At 68.9% G+C, this 15,258-nt stretch carries 12 protein-coding genes and 2 tRNA genes; 7 read left to right on the top strand and 7 right to left on the bottom strand.

The window, feature by feature from the left end; all coding sequences use genetic code 11:
• Positions 1 to 55: 55 nt before the first annotated feature.
• Positions 56 to 2,371 carry a sulfatase-like hydrolase/transferase gene (locus LZC94_48510; GenBank protein ID WXB15645.1) on the top strand — a complete coding sequence of 772 codons (2,316 nt, stop codon included), beginning with the start codon at positions 56 to 58 and terminating at the stop codon, positions 2,369 to 2,371.
• A 108-nt stretch (positions 2,372 to 2,479) separates the two neighbouring features.
• The gene (locus tag LZC94_48505; protein WXB20384.1) at positions 2,480 to 3,595 is read left to right on the top strand and encodes a hypothetical protein; all 1,116 of its coding nucleotides are present in this window, start codon (positions 2,480 to 2,482) and stop codon (positions 3,593 to 3,595) included.
• 196 nt (positions 3,596 to 3,791) lie between these two features.
• On the opposite strand, the gene LZC94_48500 is transcribed toward LZC94_48505, so the two are convergent.
• Positions 3,792 to 3,878: transfer RNA gene (locus LZC94_48500), tRNA-Ser, on the bottom strand.
• A gap of 346 nt (positions 3,879 to 4,224) precedes the next feature.
• Between LZC94_48500 and LZC94_48495 the strand changes: the two genes are divergently transcribed.
• Positions 4,225 to 4,311, top strand: a tRNA-Ser gene (locus LZC94_48495).
• Between the two features lie 123 nt (positions 4,312 to 4,434).
• On the opposite strand, the gene LZC94_48490 is transcribed toward LZC94_48495, so the two are convergent.
• The 6 genes from LZC94_48490 to proS form a co-directional block, all read right to left on the bottom strand.
• Positions 4,435 to 5,382 (bottom strand): tetratricopeptide repeat protein, encoded by a 948-nt coding sequence (locus LZC94_48490; GenBank protein ID WXB15644.1) that lies wholly within the window; start codon positions 5,380 to 5,382, stop codon positions 4,435 to 4,437.
• Positions 5,382 to 5,861 (bottom strand): hypothetical protein, encoded by a 480-nt coding sequence (locus tag LZC94_48485; GenBank protein ID WXB15643.1) that lies wholly within the window; start codon positions 5,859 to 5,861, stop codon positions 5,382 to 5,384. The genes LZC94_48490 and LZC94_48485 overlap by 1 nt, the downstream gene beginning before the upstream one ends.
• A 3-nt stretch (positions 5,862 to 5,864) precedes the next feature.
• A complete protein-coding gene (locus tag LZC94_48480; protein WXB15642.1) occupies positions 5,865 to 7,229 on the bottom strand; it encodes an AAA family ATPase in 1,365 nt (454 codons plus the stop codon).
• Between the two features lie 56 nt (positions 7,230 to 7,285).
• The gene (locus tag LZC94_48475; protein WXB15641.1) at positions 7,286 to 8,764 is read right to left on the bottom strand and encodes a hypothetical protein; all 1,479 of its coding nucleotides are present in this window, start codon (positions 8,762 to 8,764) and stop codon (positions 7,286 to 7,288) included.
• A gap of 14 nt (positions 8,765 to 8,778) precedes the next feature.
• On the bottom strand, positions 8,779 to 10,257 hold the full coding sequence (locus tag LZC94_48470; GenBank protein ID WXB15640.1) for a protein kinase: 1,479 nt from the start codon (positions 10,255 to 10,257) through the stop codon (positions 8,779 to 8,781).
• A gap of 425 nt (positions 10,258 to 10,682) precedes the next feature.
• Positions 10,683 to 12,218, bottom strand: coding sequence for a proline--tRNA ligase (gene proS, locus LZC94_48465; GenBank protein WXB15639.1), 1,536 nt, complete (start codon positions 12,216 to 12,218; stop codon positions 10,683 to 10,685).
• Between the two features lie 102 nt (positions 12,219 to 12,320).
• On the opposite strand from proS, the gene LZC94_48460 reads away from it, so the two are divergent.
• From LZC94_48460 to LZC94_48445, 4 genes are read left to right on the top strand one after another with little or no spacing between them, the layout of a single operon-like run.
• Positions 12,321 to 13,322, top strand: a complete 1,002-nt coding sequence (locus LZC94_48460; protein WXB15638.1) for a hypothetical protein — start codon at positions 12,321 to 12,323, stop codon at positions 13,320 to 13,322.
• A 38-nt stretch (positions 13,323 to 13,360) separates the two neighbouring features.
• On the top strand, positions 13,361 to 13,930 hold the full coding sequence (locus LZC94_48455) for an RNA polymerase sigma factor (protein ID WXB15637.1): 570 nt from the start codon (positions 13,361 to 13,363) through the stop codon (positions 13,928 to 13,930).
• A complete protein-coding gene (locus LZC94_48450) occupies positions 13,927 to 14,670 on the top strand; it encodes a hypothetical protein (protein WXB15636.1) in 744 nt (247 codons plus the stop codon). The genes LZC94_48455 and LZC94_48450 overlap by 4 nt, the downstream gene beginning before the upstream one ends.
• Positions 14,667 to 15,233 (top strand): hypothetical protein, encoded by a 567-nt coding sequence (locus LZC94_48445; protein WXB15635.1) that lies wholly within the window; start codon positions 14,667 to 14,669, stop codon positions 15,231 to 15,233. The genes LZC94_48450 and LZC94_48445 overlap by 4 nt, the downstream gene beginning before the upstream one ends.
• Positions 15,234 to 15,258: the final 25 nt, after the last annotated feature.

The raw sequence follows: 15,258 nt of genomic DNA, 5'->3' as shown, positions 1-15,258 counted from the left end.
GGGCATGGTGAAGCGATTCGGTGCGTTCCGTCGTTCGGAGGTCTCGTCTTTCCCGTTGTCTCGTCTCTTTCCGTTCTTCGCCCCCCTCGCGCTGATCGCGCTCTCGGCAGGTTGCGATCGCTGCTCGCGCGGCGATGGACCGAGCGCCTCCCCTGCCCCCTCGGGCTCGAACACCCCGCCCGCCGCGCAAGCGCCGACCCCGCGCGCCATCGACGCCGTAGGGCTCGACGCGTGCACCTTGGGGCACCGCGGGATCCTGCTCGACCTGGGCGATTCGAGCACCCGGGCGCGCTATGGCACGCACGTCGCGAGCCGTTCGACCCCCGAGACGCTCGAGCGCGAAGGGGCCACCTGGACGCGCTTTCGTGAGAAAGGGTCGACCCTGCAGTTCGTGGCGCTCGAGCGCGACTTCGGCGACCTCGCGGATCCGGCGGCGGACTCCTTCGTGGAGGCGAGGGTTCGCGGCGGCGTGGCCAAGTCCATCAGCGTGTACCTCAATGGCAAGCCGGTCGGCATCTGGAAGCTCGCAAAGGGCGAGACGCGGGTGGTGATCGCCAGCGCCTCGAGCGATCTGGTAACCGCCGGCGCCAACGAGCTGCTCCTCCGCTTCAACGGCGTTCCCAAGGCATCCGTCGGCGAACCCTACGCCGAGATCGATTGGATCCGCATCGGACGCGGCAAGCCCGAGGCCGGCGATAGCAACTACGCCGCCCCCACCCGCCACGACGTCACCGCCAATGCGACCCTCGGCGGGATCGCGCGGCGCGCGCTCTCCCTTCGCGCACCCGGCTTCGTGCGCTGCACGGGGTGGCTCCCGCAAGGAGGAACGGCGCAGGCTTTTGCCGGCATCTCGGGGCCGGGCGAGGCCGAGCTTCGACTGAGCTTGCTCGGCGATCGAACGGGGAAAATCGCCGAGCGCACGTTCTCCGCGCGAAGCGGCGCCTGGGAAAAGGCGGAGCTCCCGCTGGGCGATCTCGGACGCCCGCCGCCGGGAACCGTGGGCGCCTTTCAAGTCGAGGTGGTGCGGGCCACCCCCGGGGCGCGCGTGCTGCTCGGCGATCCAGGGGTGCTGGCGCCCCCGCAGCCCGAAGACGCTCCGGCGCCGCACGGGCGCGGCGTGGTGCTCGTGGTCTTCGGGCAGCTGCAGCCCAAGTCGCTCGCGCTCTACGGCGGCCCGCTCGCGTTGCCGGAGCTCGGCGCGCTCGGCGCGCGCGGGGTGGTCTTCGAGGCGCATCGCGCGACGAGCACGCTGTCGCACGCGGCGCTGGCCGCCATGATCAGCGGCCGCACGGGGCGCGCCAACAACGTGAACGATTTCGATGCGCGGCTGCCGCACTCGGTCACCACCATCGCCGATGTGGCGCGCCAGGCGGGGGTAGTGAGCGCCATGTTCACGGCGAACCCTCTGACCTCGGCGACCTTTGGGTTCGACCGCGGGTGGGGCACCTTCGTGGCGCACGGCCCCGAGGAGAACACGCTGGCCACGCGGGTCTTCGACGAGGCCAGCGAGTGGATCGAGGCGCACAAATCCGATCGCTTCCTGGTGGTCGTGCACGCGCGCGGCGGGCACCCGCCGTGGGACATCACGGCCGAGGAGCTCAAAGGCCTCGATCCGCCGGGCTACGCGGGCAGCATCGATCCCAAGCACGCGGCCGAGCTCCTCTCCAAGGCGCGTCACTCCCCGCCGGCCATCCGCTTCGGGGACGCAGACCGCGCGCGCGTCTGGGCGCTCTATTCGCACGCGGTCCTCGCGCACGATGCCGCGCTGGGCCGGCTGATGACGACCCTCCGCCGCACCGGCCGCGATCTCGACACGACCCTCTTCGTCACCGGCGATCTCTCGGTCGACGAGGTGGGCCACAGCGGCCAACACGTCCCCTTCGGCGAGGGCGAGGCCCCCGAAGAGCCGCTCTTGTCGGTCCCGCTCATCCTCGTCCCGCCCGGCGGAGTCGCCGGCGGAAAGCGGGTCAAGCTACCGACCGCCGATATCGATCTCGCCACCTCGATGGCCAACGCGCTCGATCTATCCCCTTCCAGCTATTTCCGCGGCGTCGACATCTACCGCACGCTCACCGGCGCCCTCCCCGACGCGGGCCGTCCCCTCCTGGCCACCGCCGGCACCAAATACGCGCTCCGCACCGGAAACTTCATTCTACGCGGCTCCGACCGGCGCGAAGATCTCTGCGACATCCTCATCGAGCCGGCCTGCATCACCGACGTGAGCTCGACCCATCCACTCGCCACCGAGGCGCTCGAGCGCACCCTCTTCTCGATCCTCCACGAGCCCGGCGAATCCCCCATCCCCCGCGAGCCCGCCGTCATCGATCCGCACTCCTCCGCGCCCTCCGCGCTCAAGGCCTGGGGGCGCTAGGCGCTCGGCGCTCGGCGCTCGGCGCCACCCGACGACATCCGCGCCATCGGTTCGCACCCGGTGACGGGCGGCTGGGTGACGTCCCAATCTCGATTGGGAGGTGACTCAATGCGTTTTTATCACACCGCTTGGCTCGGCGCGTTGACCGTGATCGCGTGCTCGTCGCAGGAGGTCGACGCGGGAGGCCGCACTGCACGAGGCAACGAGCATGTATCGGGCATGGACGATGGTGGTGCACCCGACGGGGATGCACCGGACGCGACCCCAGGGGTCCGGTTGACGCCCTCCAATCTACCCCCGGACATCTGCGATCGCCCGGGGGCGGGTGAGTTGAACGTGCCGGCGAACACCTCGGCCGCGCTCGACCCGGGGGTACCTTGCGATGCGCTCGTCCCGCAAAGAAGCGGCCTTCCATCCATCTGCGTCCGAAAATATTCGAAGGTGCAGATCGCAGGAACGTTGGCGTTGCGCGGCTCATCGTCATGGCCGGCGTCGTCGGCGGTCGCCATCGTGGCGACCGACGCGTTCCTTCTCACGGGCAGCATCGCCGCGAGCGGCACGAAAGGCACCTCGATCCATCCTCCGGCGGCCCCCGATGGCAGGGGGAATGGTGGCTTCTATGGAGGCGGAGCCGGACACGCAACCGCAGGCGCTCGGAGCGGAGGATCTCCGGCCGGACAAGGAGGACCGGCGTATCCGACGAGCGGCACCGAGCTGGCGGCGGGCTCCAACGGCGGAGAAGGAGAATCGTTCGGCCCACCCCCCGGGGAGCGCGGCAAGGGTGGCGGTGCGATTCAACTCGTTTCGTGCGGTACCTTTGAGCTCATGGGTTCGGTGGACGGCGGCGGCGGCTCCGGAGGAGACGGTCACAGGTCCTTGAGCGGTGGATCGGGGGGCGGCGGCGGCGGGAGCGGGGGCACGCTGCTCATTGAGGCTCTTCGAATCACGGGAACGGGCGCTGCTCTGCGATCGCTCGGAGGCAATGGTGGTTGGGGCGGAGATACTTTTGCAGGCAATCCCGGAGGTTCCGGTGGCAGCGGGGGCACCGGCTCGGCGCCTCCCACGCCGGGATACCCCGGAGGCATCGGACCGACCCGGCACGGCGGTCCTGGTGGTGGCGGCGCCTCCGTCGGATTCATCCGGCTCAACGTCCCAGCCGGCACCCCAATCCCCAATCTCAACGCCGATCCCCCCGCATCCTTGGGAACCGTACCGACGCACTGACCGCCAGCACCGCGTTCGTTACGTCAGATGGGCAAGCCGCTCACTCCTTCCACAGGAGAGCTACTGACCGTGACATACAAAGCCGCGCAAGGCGAAGAGAGGAAGAGAGAGAGGGATTCGAGACCTTTGCCACCCGACACGAGTCGGGTGCGGTCCCCAATGCCTCGGTCTACGCGGTGCTACGAACCAGCACCGGCGGAGAGAGAGGGATTCGAACCCTCGGTACCCTTGCAGGTACACATGATTTCCAATCATGCACCTTCGGCCGCTCGGTCATCTCTCCGGGTGCCGCGCAGTGGCCCGCGCGGCGGAACGACGTGTAGCACAGCAAACGCCGGCGTGTCAGGGGGGGCGCGCGCGATCTGTCGAATCCGTGTCCGACGGCCATCTGGCGGCTTTCGGGCGGGTTTCCCGCATGGCACGAGCCGCTCGCCCCGGTCAACGGCCGGCCGGGTGCATGCTAGAGGTCACCTTGCGCGGACGACGATGCGAAGAACTGGCCCGCCACGCCCTGCGGTACGTGGGACCATCGCGCCAAGGCTACCTTTCGAGCGCGGCTGCTTCACGAAGAGCACATCGTGACGGCGAAGCCTTGACAATGCCTCGGCGAATCGACGAAGGTGGCCGGCGGAGAGATGACCGAGTGGCCGAAGGTGCCTGATTCGAAATCAGGTGTGCCCGCAAGGGTACCAGGGGTTCGAATCCCCTTCTCTCCGCTAGGCGCTGCTTCGCAGCACCAAGCCGCATCGTGAATGGGATTGGGACGCACCCGACGCGACCGTCGGGTGGCACCTCCGCGAGGCGCGCATCCGTGGGCGGACGCAACCGCCCTGAGCGCCCTAAAAATCCCCGCGAAGGCGCACGGAGCGGATCTCGCGCAGGAGCATGCGCTGAAAGATCCCCGGCGCGACCCACGAGTAGACGCAGAGGCCGAGCCACGCATAGCTCACCAGCTCCGCCACGCGCGGATGGCCCAGATCCTGGAGCACCAGGATGAGAAAGCGCTGCGCGACATAAGCGGCGAGGAGCACCAGCATCGCCTTGGGCCCCAGCTCGGCCAGCATCGAGTTGAGACGGAACCAAACGCCGAGGAACAGGCTCTCGCGCGCCTTGATCGCGGCGATGAGGTTCAGCGCAGGGATGCGCGAGCCGGCTCGGATCGCCCAGCCGGCGTGCTCGCGGGCGCCGCCCACGTCGCCGCGGCGCAGGAGCACGTGGCCCATGATGACGAGGGCGTTCGACTGCTCGGGCGAGAGCTCCAGCGCCGCGCGCGCGTAGCGTTCGGCCTCGTCCAAATGCCCGCGACCGAGGTGCGCCTGCCCCAGCTCCACCAAGGTCTCGGGATCTTCCGGATCGAGCGAGAGCGCGCGATCGAGCAGCTCGATCGCCGCATCGTCGCGGTCGTAGAACGCTTCGAACCGCGCGAGCCCGCGCAGAGGCGCCGGCCGCGAGGGATCGAGCCGGTGCGCCGCGTCGAAGTGCTCGCGGGCGCGCTGCGGCTTGCGGTGCGCGAGCCACGCGTCCCCCAGAACCAGATGCGCGACCGAGAGATTCGGATCGAGCGCGACCGCCGCCCGCGCCTCCACCAACGCCGCCCCGATTCGCCGCGACTCCAAGAGCGCATAGGACAGAAGCGCGTGCGCCCGCGCGTCGTTCGGATCGAAGGTGAGCGCGTTGCGGAGCAAATCGATCGCGCTCTCGGGCTGCCCGCGATCGAGCGCCTCGATGGCCCGATCCACCCATCGCTGCGAATCTTCTCCTCCCCCCGAGCCGCTCGACTGCGTCATCACATCACCAGAGCCCCGAGCCACGAGGCTCGCGCAAACGCAGCCGGGATCACGTAGCCTCGAAGAAGGGTCGCCCCCAACGCCACCAGCATCCCCTGGCGAACGGGCCCGCCGAAGTGGCGGTAAATCTCGAAGCTCCGCTGCTGCGAAAGATAGAGCCAATAGCCGAAGCCCAGCTTGGTCGCGACCACCAGCACGAACAGGTAGGGAAGCGCGCGCTGCGAGAGCGCGAAGAAGGTCCCGCCGAGATAGATCGAGCCGTACAACATGGCCACCGCCCCGAGCGGCGCCGCCACCGCGGCGACGACCTCCTTGCGCAGGCTCGCGCTCCCCATGGCCACCCCGTTGAAGACGAACCATGGAAGCCCGATCCAAGCCCCGCCCAACATCAAGGTGATGAGCGGCCAGAACGGATGCACCGTGTAAGGGGCGAGACGGCCGGGGGTCGGCTCGTCCGGGATGCGGTAGGCGGTGCTCATCGATTAATCTTTCCCATGCCGCTTCAGAAAATCGAGGACGTCATCGTATTGGCCCCCTTCGTTTGCGTAGCGGGCGTAGTTGCGGGCGGTGGTCAGCCACTCGAGGGTCGTCGGCTTCACGTCGCGCAGCGCGGCGACCAGGTGGCGTTGCGCGATCGGCACCTCGCTGCCACTCGCGAGCGAGGCCTCGATGGCCTCGTCGCTGGCGGTCTCGATGAGGTGCTCCAGATCGGCGCCGGAGAAGCCGCTGGTCTTGCTGGCGATGGCGTCGGCGTCGATGTCCTCGGTCGGGCGCGCCTCCAGCAGGTGTCGCAAGATGGCGGCCCGGGCCACTTTATCGGGCGGCGGAACGAAGAGGACGCGATCGAAACGGCCCGGACGGCGGAAGGCCGCGTCGACGGCCCACGGAACGTTGGTGGCGCCCAGGATCAGCACGCCCGCGTTGTTTTGGGTGAAGCCATCCATCTCGGAGAGGAACTGGCTCACCAGCTTGGCGCTGGTGGCCTCCCGCGTATGCTGCCGCTTGCCGGCGAGCGCCTCCAGCTCGTCGAAGAAGAGCACGGCCGGGGTGCTCGCGCGCGCCTTGTCGAAGATCGCGTGCAGCTTCCGCTCCGACTCGCCGATGTACATATCGAGGATATCGTGGATGGCGACGTTGAAGAACGTGGCCTTGCACTCGCCGGCCGTGGCCCGCGCGAGCAGCGTCTTTCCGCAGCCTGGCGGCCCGTAGAGCAAAATCCCGCCTCCCACCCGCTTCTTGAAGCGTTGAAAGAGCGAAGGCTTCTGAAACGGCACGATGATGCGCCGCTCGATCTGCTTCTTGACGTCCGTCAAGCCGCCGACGTCGTCGAAGGTCACGGTCTTGGTCTCCGGATGGAGCAGCCTCGTGAGCTCCGTCGCATCGGTATCGTCGTTGGCCGAGGAGATCACGCGCATCTTCGGCCGGTCGCCGCCCGACGGGATCTCGCGCACCCGCGCGCCGAGCATCGCCTTGAGGTCCAAGTCCTCCAAGGTTGGATTGGCCTCCACCGCCGCTTGGTACGCTTTGACCGCGTCCTTCGGCCGACCGAGCTGGTGCAGGATCCGCGCGCGGAGCAGCAACGTCTCGGCCTCCTCCTTCGACTCCGACCCCGGCGCGATGAGCCCGAGCGCGGCATCGGCATCGCCTGCCTCGAAGAGCGCCCGAGCGGCCGCGCGCCGATGCCCGGATCGCGAAAAGGAGTCGAGGCCCGCGTCGCGCACCAGCTCTGCGGCCTCCTCCGCGCGATCGCGATCGACCAGCGCGGAGGCGACGAGCACCAGCAATTCGACGTTGTTCGGGCTAGCAGCGAGCGCGACGCGAAGGGATGCGAGCGTATCGTCGTCCATGACGGTGTTTACGCTAGGAGCGTTCGAGGGATCCGCGCCAGCGTGAAATGCGAGTTTCAGTGGTACTTGCCGAGGGCGAACGCCCAGTTGAAATAGCGGGGCGCCAGATCGCCTGCGAGGCGGATGCGCCAAGGATCGTCGCCGAACAGGCCGAGCGGGTTGAAGCGAAAGAGTCGAATGTCGGTGCCGAGCGTAAAGTGCTCCCGCGGCGCGCCGTCCACGAAGCGCGTTGGCTCGAGGTAGGTGCCGCCGCGCAAGGTGACCCACCTTCGAACGACCTCCGTCTCGAAACCGAGCCTCACCGAGACCACCGTGTTCTCGCCCGACGAAGCCCGGCGCTGGGCCACGAAATCGGCGATGCCCACCGAGCCGTGGGCGGGTCCGGTCACGAGCACGCTCGCCAAGAGCAGCATCTGACGTCGATCCCACAAGGCGGCCTGCGCCTTCTCGGCCGCGAGGAGCCTCTCGAACTCCCGCCCCATGGCCCTGTCCTCCTCCGCCTGAATGCGGAGCTCGCGCAGCTCCAGCTGCCGGCGGAGCACATCGCGCGTCACCTCCGGCGCCTTGGCGATTTCGTCTGCATAGCGGGTTGCGCGCTCGAGCCGTTTGAGATCGTAGCGCGCCCGCACCTCGTCCTCGAGGGCCGCGATATCCACCCGCGGCGGGTTGAAGGGCCTTCGCTCGAGCTCGAGCGCGCCGCCGACCTCGATCTCCCATGGCACCGTCAAATGCGAGGGGAGGATCCGGCCTGCTGCCACTTGCGAGCCGTCGTCGTTCTCCGTGATGCCCTTGATCTCGCGGACGACGATCTCCGAGCGAAGCGTGCCGCCCAGGCGAAAAGGGAGCCCTTTTGGCATCCAGATGGCGCCAAACTGCGAGCTGGCGCCCGTCCGCGAGACCAAGGTGGTCTCGTCCCCGTTGACGACCTGATTGAGATTGAACGCCACGGTTCGAAAGCCGACCCCGAACAGGAGCTGGCCGTTGGCGAACGAGCTGGCGAGCGAGCCGGTCACGCGCTCGATGACCGCCGAGATGTCCGTCGGTTTTCCTTTTTCCTCCAGGCCGACGTGGAGCGCGTCGTAGTTCACGGTCCCGCCGAAGGGGCCATATTGCAGTTGCAGCCCCAGGTTGACGGTGGCCGCGTTGGTGAAGCGCGTGGGGAGGGAGCGAAACCCCGGCCCGCGGTTCTCGAAATCGTTGCCCGAAAAGGCGCCCGGGTTGGTGAAGCCGAGGCACAAATCGAACTCACGCTTGCCCACGCTGTAGGGCGCACGAACGGCGGGCGATGCCGCGTTCGAGTATTCGCCCTCGCACCACTCGGCCAGCGCCGTGTAGGCGCCCGCCAGACCGACCACACGGCTCGCGGTGGTCACCGGACCTTGAAAAAGGTCGAGCCCATAGTCGCTCTTGGTGATCGGCGGTACCGCATCCTGGCCGGCCGCGGGGCCCGCGAAAAAAAGGGCGCCCAGGGCCACCGCACGCGCGATGCACCCTGCCGCTCCTCCGGATCTGCGCTGGGTCCAGCCGATCCCCACGCGCCCAGCATAGCCTACGGCGGCGCGTTTTTCGCGGGTGCAGCATGGGAGACAGCCGGAGCGTGCGCGCCGGCTCCCGGGCGTGCGTCTTTGCGCTGGGCGAAGAGAAAGCCGGAAATGCCGAGAAATACCAGGGTCGCCGCGATCACCAGCAGCGACGGCAGCTCGGCACGAAACGTCGGCCGCGGCGGGATAGGCGTGGTAGCGGGCGGGGGGATCGGCGGGTTCGACGGGGGCGCCGGCGTCGCATGCGGCGGCTGCAGCATCGGCATGGCGCGCGGATCCGACGCGGGCATCGGCGTCGCGTGCGGCGGCTGCAGCATCGGCGTCGCATGCGGCGGCGCGAGCATCGCTGCGTGCATCGGCGGCATCGGCGCCGGAGGATCGGACCGCGGCATCGGCGTCGCACGCGGCGGCGGCAACATCGGCGCGGCACGCGGCATCGGCCCCGGCGTATTCGACGCATGCATCGGCGCGGCACGCGGCGCCGGTGGGTTCGACGCGGGTGTGGGCGTCGCGTGCGCCGCCGCCAGCGCCGGCCGCTTCGGCACCCAGACCTGCGTCTTCGCGTCGATGGACGGAGGCGGCGCTTCCGGCTCGATGGCCGGCACCACGAACGCCGGCGCGCGCGTATCCGTCGCGAACGGCAGGAGCAACCTCGCCAGGGCCGCGGCCGTGCCAATGCGCTGCGACGGATCGCGCTCCAAGCAGCGCACCACGATCGCCTCCAGCGCGGCCGGAACGTCGGGCCGCAGCTGCCGCACGGGGACGGGCCTCTTGCGGAGGATCGCGATCACCAGACCGCTGAGCAACGGATCGTCGAAGGGGACGACCCCCGTCAGCATCTCGTAAAGGATGCACCCGAGCGACCAAATGTCGGCGCGGTGATCGGCCGACTTCGAATCCATCAGCTGCTCCGGCGACATGTAATACGGCGACCCGATCATCGTGCTGGTGGCCGTGAGGTTCTGATGCATGCTCGTATCGGTCAGCGGCCGGCTCGCCTTGGAGACGCCGAAGTCGAGCACCTTCACCACGGGCGCCGCGTTGCTCCGGCGGTGCAGGAACAAGTTCGCCGGCTTCAGATCGCGGTGCACGATGCCGTGACGGTGCGCCTCGGCGACCCCTCCCAGCGCTTGAACGAGGATATCGACCGCTTCGCCGACCCCCAGCTTTCCGCGCTCCTCCAGCAGCTTCGCCAGATCCTGGCCCTCGAGGAGCTCGAGCACCATGTACGGCAGCCCTTGCTCGGTGCGCCCGGCCGCGAACACCCGCGCCACGTGCTCACCCTCGACCCGCGCCACCGCGCGCCCTTCGTTCACGAACCGCGAGGCCGCCGTTTGCGAGCGCGCGATCTCGGGGAGCAGGATCTTGATCGCCACCTTGCGCGCCAGATCGACGTCGACCGCGGCATACACGGCGCCCATCCCGCCGATGCCCACGAGCTTCTCGATGCGGTATTTGTCGAGAAAGAGCTCTCCCTCCGTCAGCATCCGCGGTGCGGTTGAGCAAGGCCAGTGCCACCGTGTGTGCACGGCCCGCGGACCAAAATCCGGAACGGTTCCGCCGCTCGAACCACCGTCGGGTCGGCTCGATCGTACCAACTTTGGTACGGGGTGTACCAAGGCGCAACACCACCGCCGGTACACCCGTACATGCGCGCCGGCGCAATCCGTACGAACGCGCGACCACCACACGCCGCCGGCTCGGTTCGCCCGCCACGATGCGCTTGCCCGGCCGAGCTTCCGCTACCCCCACGCGGCACCGCGCTTGGGCGCCGGCGCGACGGCGCGATCCGTACGAACGCGCGACCACCACACGCCGCCGGCTCGGTTCGCCCGCCACGATGCACTTGCCCGGCCCGGGCATCCGCTCCCCCCACGCGGCACCGCGCTCGGGCGCCGGCGCGCCGGCGCGATCAGTACGAACGCGCGACCACCACCCGCCGCGGGCTCGGATTACCCGTCACGATGCACTTGCCCGGCTCGAGCATCCGCTCGCCCCATGCGGCGGCGCGCTCGGGTGCCTGGGCGATGCAGCGGATGGTCGCTTTGAAGTCGTCTTTGAACTTGGCCTCCGACTCGGCCGTGCCGTCCCAGTGCACGAGGGCAAAGCCGCCGCCCTCCTTGTCGAAGAAGCGACGCAGCGACTCGTAGTCGTTCACCTCGCGCGTGTTGTCGTCGCGGAACTTGCGCGCGCGCTCGAATAGGCCGCGCTGCATGTCCTCGAGGATGGCGCGGATCTTCGCGGGGGCCTCGGCGCGCGAGAGGTTCTCCTTTTCGCGCGGCGTCCGATCGCGCCGGGCGACCGTCACCACACCGCCATCGACGTCGCGCGGGCCGATCTCGATGCGCACCGGCACGCCCTTTTTGACCCACTCCCACTGCTTCTCGCCGCCGCGGATGTCGCGCATGTCGACCTCCACCTCCAGCGGGCGCCCCCACAAGGTGATGTCGCGCAGCTCCCGGGCGAAGGATTGAATGTATTCTACAATTTTCTCCTTGCCCTCGTCGCCGCGGAAGACCGGCCAGATCGCGATGTGCGCGGGCGCCAAGCGCGGGGGGACGATCAGACCGTCGTCGTCGGAGTGGGTCATGATGATGCCGCCGACCAAGCGGGTCGACGAGCCCCACGACGTCGTCCACGCGTACTCGAAGGTCTCCTCCTTCGTCTGGAACTTGATCTCCGAGGCCTTGGCGAAGTTCTGCCCGAGGAAGTGCGAGGTGCCGGCTTGCAGCGCCTTTTTGTCCTGCATCATCGCCTCGATGGCGAACGTCTCCACCGCGCCCGGGAAGCGCTCGCTGGCCGTCTTCGGCCCCTTGAGGACCGGCATGGCCATGTAGTCCTCGGCGAAGGTGGCGTACACGTCGAGCATCTGCTGCGTCTCCTGACGCGCCTCGGCCTCCGTCGCGTGGGCCGTGTGGCCCTCCTGCCAGAGGAACTCCGAGGTGCGCAGAAAGAGGCGGGTCCGCAGCTCCCAGCGGACCACGTTGGCCCATTGGTTGATGAGGAGCGGCAGATCGCGGTAGCTCTGCACCCACTGCGAGAACGCCGCGCCGATGATGGTCTCGGACGTGGGCCGCACGATGAGCGGCTCCTCCAGCTTCGCCTCCGGATCGACCACCAGGCCGCCCCCGGGGCCCTCGATCAGCCGGTGGTGCGTGACCACCGCGCACTCCTTGGCGAAGCCCGCCACGTGCTCGGCTTCTTTCTCGAGGAACGACTTGGGGATGAAGAGCGGGAAGTACGCGTTCTTGTGGCCCGTCGCCTTGAACATACGGTCCATCTCGCGCTGGATATTTTCCCAGAGGGCGTAACCCCACGGCTTGATGACCATGCACCCGCGCACCGGCGAGGTCTCGGCGAGGTCGGCTGCACGTACGACCTGCTGGTACCATTCGGCATAGTCTTCCGCTCGTGTCGGGGAAATTGCGGTCTTCTCGTTCTTGGCCACGACTCTTCCTCCAGCCCCGGGCCTATACCACGACCCCGGAAGAAAAAAGCTGCCACGTCCGTAAACAGGCTACATCGGGACCGCGGGCGCGGACATAAGGGCATGGTGCGGCTTTTCTTCTCGTCGACGATCGCTGCGGCGCTGCTGCTCGCGGCCCCCATGGCACGGGCCAACCCCACGGCGCGCCTCGTGTACATCCGCAGCGCGGGCGCGGCCGATTGCCCGGACGAGGACGCCCTTCGCAACGCCGTGGCGGCACGCCTCGGCTACGAGCCCTTTCGGCATATGGCACCGGTCACCATCGTCGCCCAGATCACGCGCGCGCAGGGCCTCTACAAAGGCGACGTGAAGCTGCTCGACGATGCCGGCGTCGAGCGCGGAAGGCGCGCCATCGCCGAGCGAACGAACCGCTGCGAGGACGTGATCACCGCCATGGCGCTCACGGTGAGCATCGTCATCGATCCGCTCAGCCTCACGCGCCCCAAGCCCGCCCCCGAAGGGCCGGTCGAGGTCATCGCACCGGAGCCGCCACCTCCCCCGCCGCCCGAGCCGGAGCCGGCCAAACCGCCACCGCCGCGAGACCCGCCCCCAGACGACACGAAACGTTCGAAGGTCGCGCCGCATGCGTTTTTGGGCGGCGGCGTCGTGGGTGCCTTGGGCGTGGCGCCGTCCGCGTCCTTGGGGATCGCGGGGTTCATCGGGATGCGCACCTCGGCGCTCTCGTTTGCCCTCGAGGCTCGAAACGATCTGCCCGCCTCCACCGCCATCGAGGGCGGGGGCCGCGTGTCCTCGCACGTCACGGTGGGCTCGGTCGTGGGTTGCGCGTACCTTGGCCCGGTTTTCGGCTGTCCTTTTGCGTCCGTGGGTCGCATCGAAGCTTCGTCGTTCGAGATCGCGCAGCCCCGCTCCGACACATCGATGTACTCCGCCGTCGGCGCGCGCACCGGGCTCGAGCTTGCCATGACGCGCCAGATGGGCCTTTTGGCGTCGTTCGAGATGGCGCTCCCGCTCACCCGACCGGCGTTCCGCATCGATTCGCAGAGCGTCTACAAGCCGCCGGTGCTCGTGGGCGGGCTCGCCTTGGGGATCGTCGTGCACCTATGACGATGACAAAAAGGAGCGCGTCGCTCCAAGAGCAGGAAATGCAAGTCGCGACGGCGCGGGACGAATTCTTCCGTCGCGTGTTCGATGCGGAGTTTCGCTACGTTTGGGCCTCTCTGCGGCGACTCGGCGTGGACGCCGGCGATATCGACGATGTCGCACACGAGGTCTTCCTCGCCGTACACCGCCAGCTCGACACCTACGATCACCGCAGACCCATTCGGCCGTGGCTCTTTGCCTTCGCGTTGCGCTTTGCCGCCGACTACCGCAAGCAGGCGCGCATCCGCTTCCGCGCGTACCACGAGACGGGCGAGCCACTCGATCTGCAGCCGCGCGCCGACGAGCTTCTGGAGCGCGCGGACGATCGCCGCCTGGCCGCCGCGGGGCTCGAAGGCATCGCGCTCGATCGCCGCGCCGTCTTCATCTTGTATGAAATCGACGAAGTGCCCATGAGCGAAATTGCGGCGTCGCTGGGGATCCCGCTGCACACCGCCTACTCGCGCCTTCGCGTCGCGCGCGAGGAGTTCGCGGCCGCCGTTCAAGCGCGCCAGCAGGCGGAGCGTCACCTGGCGGAGCGCCAGCAGGCGGAGCGCAAGGAGGGCCGGCGATGAAGGAGCCGAAGCCTCTCGACGAGCACCTTTCGCGCCTGGTGCGCGCCGAGCGCGATGCGCAGGATCTCCCGCTCGGCGCCGAAGCGCGCGCATGGGCGAGGCTCGAGCGCGCGACGACCCGCGGCGGAGGGCGCGGCGGCGAACCGCTTGCGCCCTCCGAGAACGTACGTCCGTCGGGCGCGTGGGTGCGCCGATCGCGGCCATCGCGCGCATGGATCGCCACCTCGCTCCTGGCCGTCTTCGGCCTGGGCGTCGCAGCGGGCGTGCTCGGCTCGCGCATCTTCGACCAAGCCGGCAAGGAGCGCGAGCGCGTCGTCTATGTCGAGCGCGTCGCTTCGGCGCCGTCCTCGCCGGCCGCACCTTTCGACGCCCCCTCGCCCTCGGACCAACCGGGTTCGCCCGAGGTCACCTTCGAAATCCCCTTCGACGGCAAAGCGTCGGGCGCGCCATCGGCGTTGCCCGCGAGCCGGCAGCTCGCCGAGGAGCGCGCGCTCCTCGACGTGGCGCGCGCCGCGCTCAACCGCACGGAGGGCGAAGAGGCGCTGCGCGCGACCGAGCGCCACAAGGCGCGCTTCCCCTCCGGCATGCTGGGCGAGGAGCGCGAGGCGCTGGCGATTCAGGCGCTCCTGGTGCTCGTGCGAAACGAGGAAGCCTCGCGCCGCGCCGCGCGCTTCGAGCAGCGCTACCCGCGCAGCGTGCTGCTCCCCACCGTTCGCGCGGCCATCGAAGGTTCGCGATGATGCGCTACGTGACCGCCGCGCTCCTCGCGGTGTTCGTCGCCGTGCCGGCCTGTATGAGCCATGATCTCAACCTGGGCAACAACGCCGCGCTCACCGGGGGCGACGCCTCGACCGAGCCCGACGCGGCCAGCACGCCCGTCGATGGCGCCCCGAAGTACACGCGCGAAGAGGTCGAGCGCGCCAGGCGCATCTGCAACGACACTCCGAGCGGCACCTCCGACAACGATCTCCGCTCGATCGAGGGCCTCCGGCAACGCCTCCTCGGCGCCTGGTACCGTTGCAGCAACACGGGCTTTGGCCGCTCCATCCGCTTCACCTTGGACGGCGTGGCCTACGGCTTGATCGACGATCCCCTGGGAGGCACCGGCGATGGCACCGCCCGCGAGGACATCGCGACATACTCGCTCACACCTCCGTTCGGCGATGACGCAGGCCTCGGCAACTTCCAAGTCCGCGTGCGATGGACCACGGGGAATGTCGAGACCGTGGTCCCCATCTTCGAAACCTCACCGCGGCGCATGAAATACGCCGAAACCTGGTTCGTCCCGCTGCTCAAGCTATGATCGCCCCATGCGGCCGTCGGCAGCC

The organism is Sorangiineae bacterium MSr11954 (assembly GCA_037157815.1).
GTDB classification, from domain to species: Bacteria; Myxococcota_A; Polyangia; order Polyangiales; family Polyangiaceae; genus Pendulispora; species Pendulispora albinea.
The sequence above is the reverse complement of the archived record's forward strand: the minus strand, read 5'-3'. Positions and strand labels throughout refer to the sequence as shown.

Bases quoted from the DNA above. Each gene is read 5' to 3' on its own strand.
- LZC94_48460 (WXB15638.1), top strand. From the start codon at position 12,321: ATGGTGCGGCTTTTCTTCTCGTCGACGATCGCTGCGGCGCTGCTGCTC.
- LZC94_48450 (WXB15636.1), top strand. From the start codon at position 13,927: ATGAAGGAGCCGAAGCCTCTCGACGAGCACCTTTCGCGCCTGGTGCGC.
- LZC94_48480 (WXB15642.1), bottom strand. From the start codon at position 7,229: ATGGACGACGATACGCTCGCATCCCTTCGCGTCGCGCTCGCTGCTAGC.
- LZC94_48455 (WXB15637.1), top strand. From the start codon at position 13,361: ATGCAAGTCGCGACGGCGCGGGACGAATTCTTCCGTCGCGTGTTCGAT.
- LZC94_48445 (WXB15635.1), top strand. From the start codon at position 14,667: ATGATGCGCTACGTGACCGCCGCGCTCCTCGCGGTGTTCGTCGCCGTG.
- LZC94_48485 (WXB15643.1), bottom strand. From the start codon at position 5,861: ATGAGCACCGCCTACCGCATCCCGGACGAGCCGACCCCCGGCCGTCTC.
- LZC94_48470 (WXB15640.1), bottom strand. From the start codon at position 10,257: ATGCTGACGGAGGGAGAGCTCTTTCTCGACAAATACCGCATCGAGAAG.
- LZC94_48505 (WXB20384.1), top strand. From the start codon at position 2,480: ATGCGTTTTTATCACACCGCTTGGCTCGGCGCGTTGACCGTGATCGCG.
- LZC94_48490 (WXB15644.1), bottom strand. From the start codon at position 5,382: ATGACGCAGTCGAGCGGCTCGGGGGGAGGAGAAGATTCGCAGCGATGG.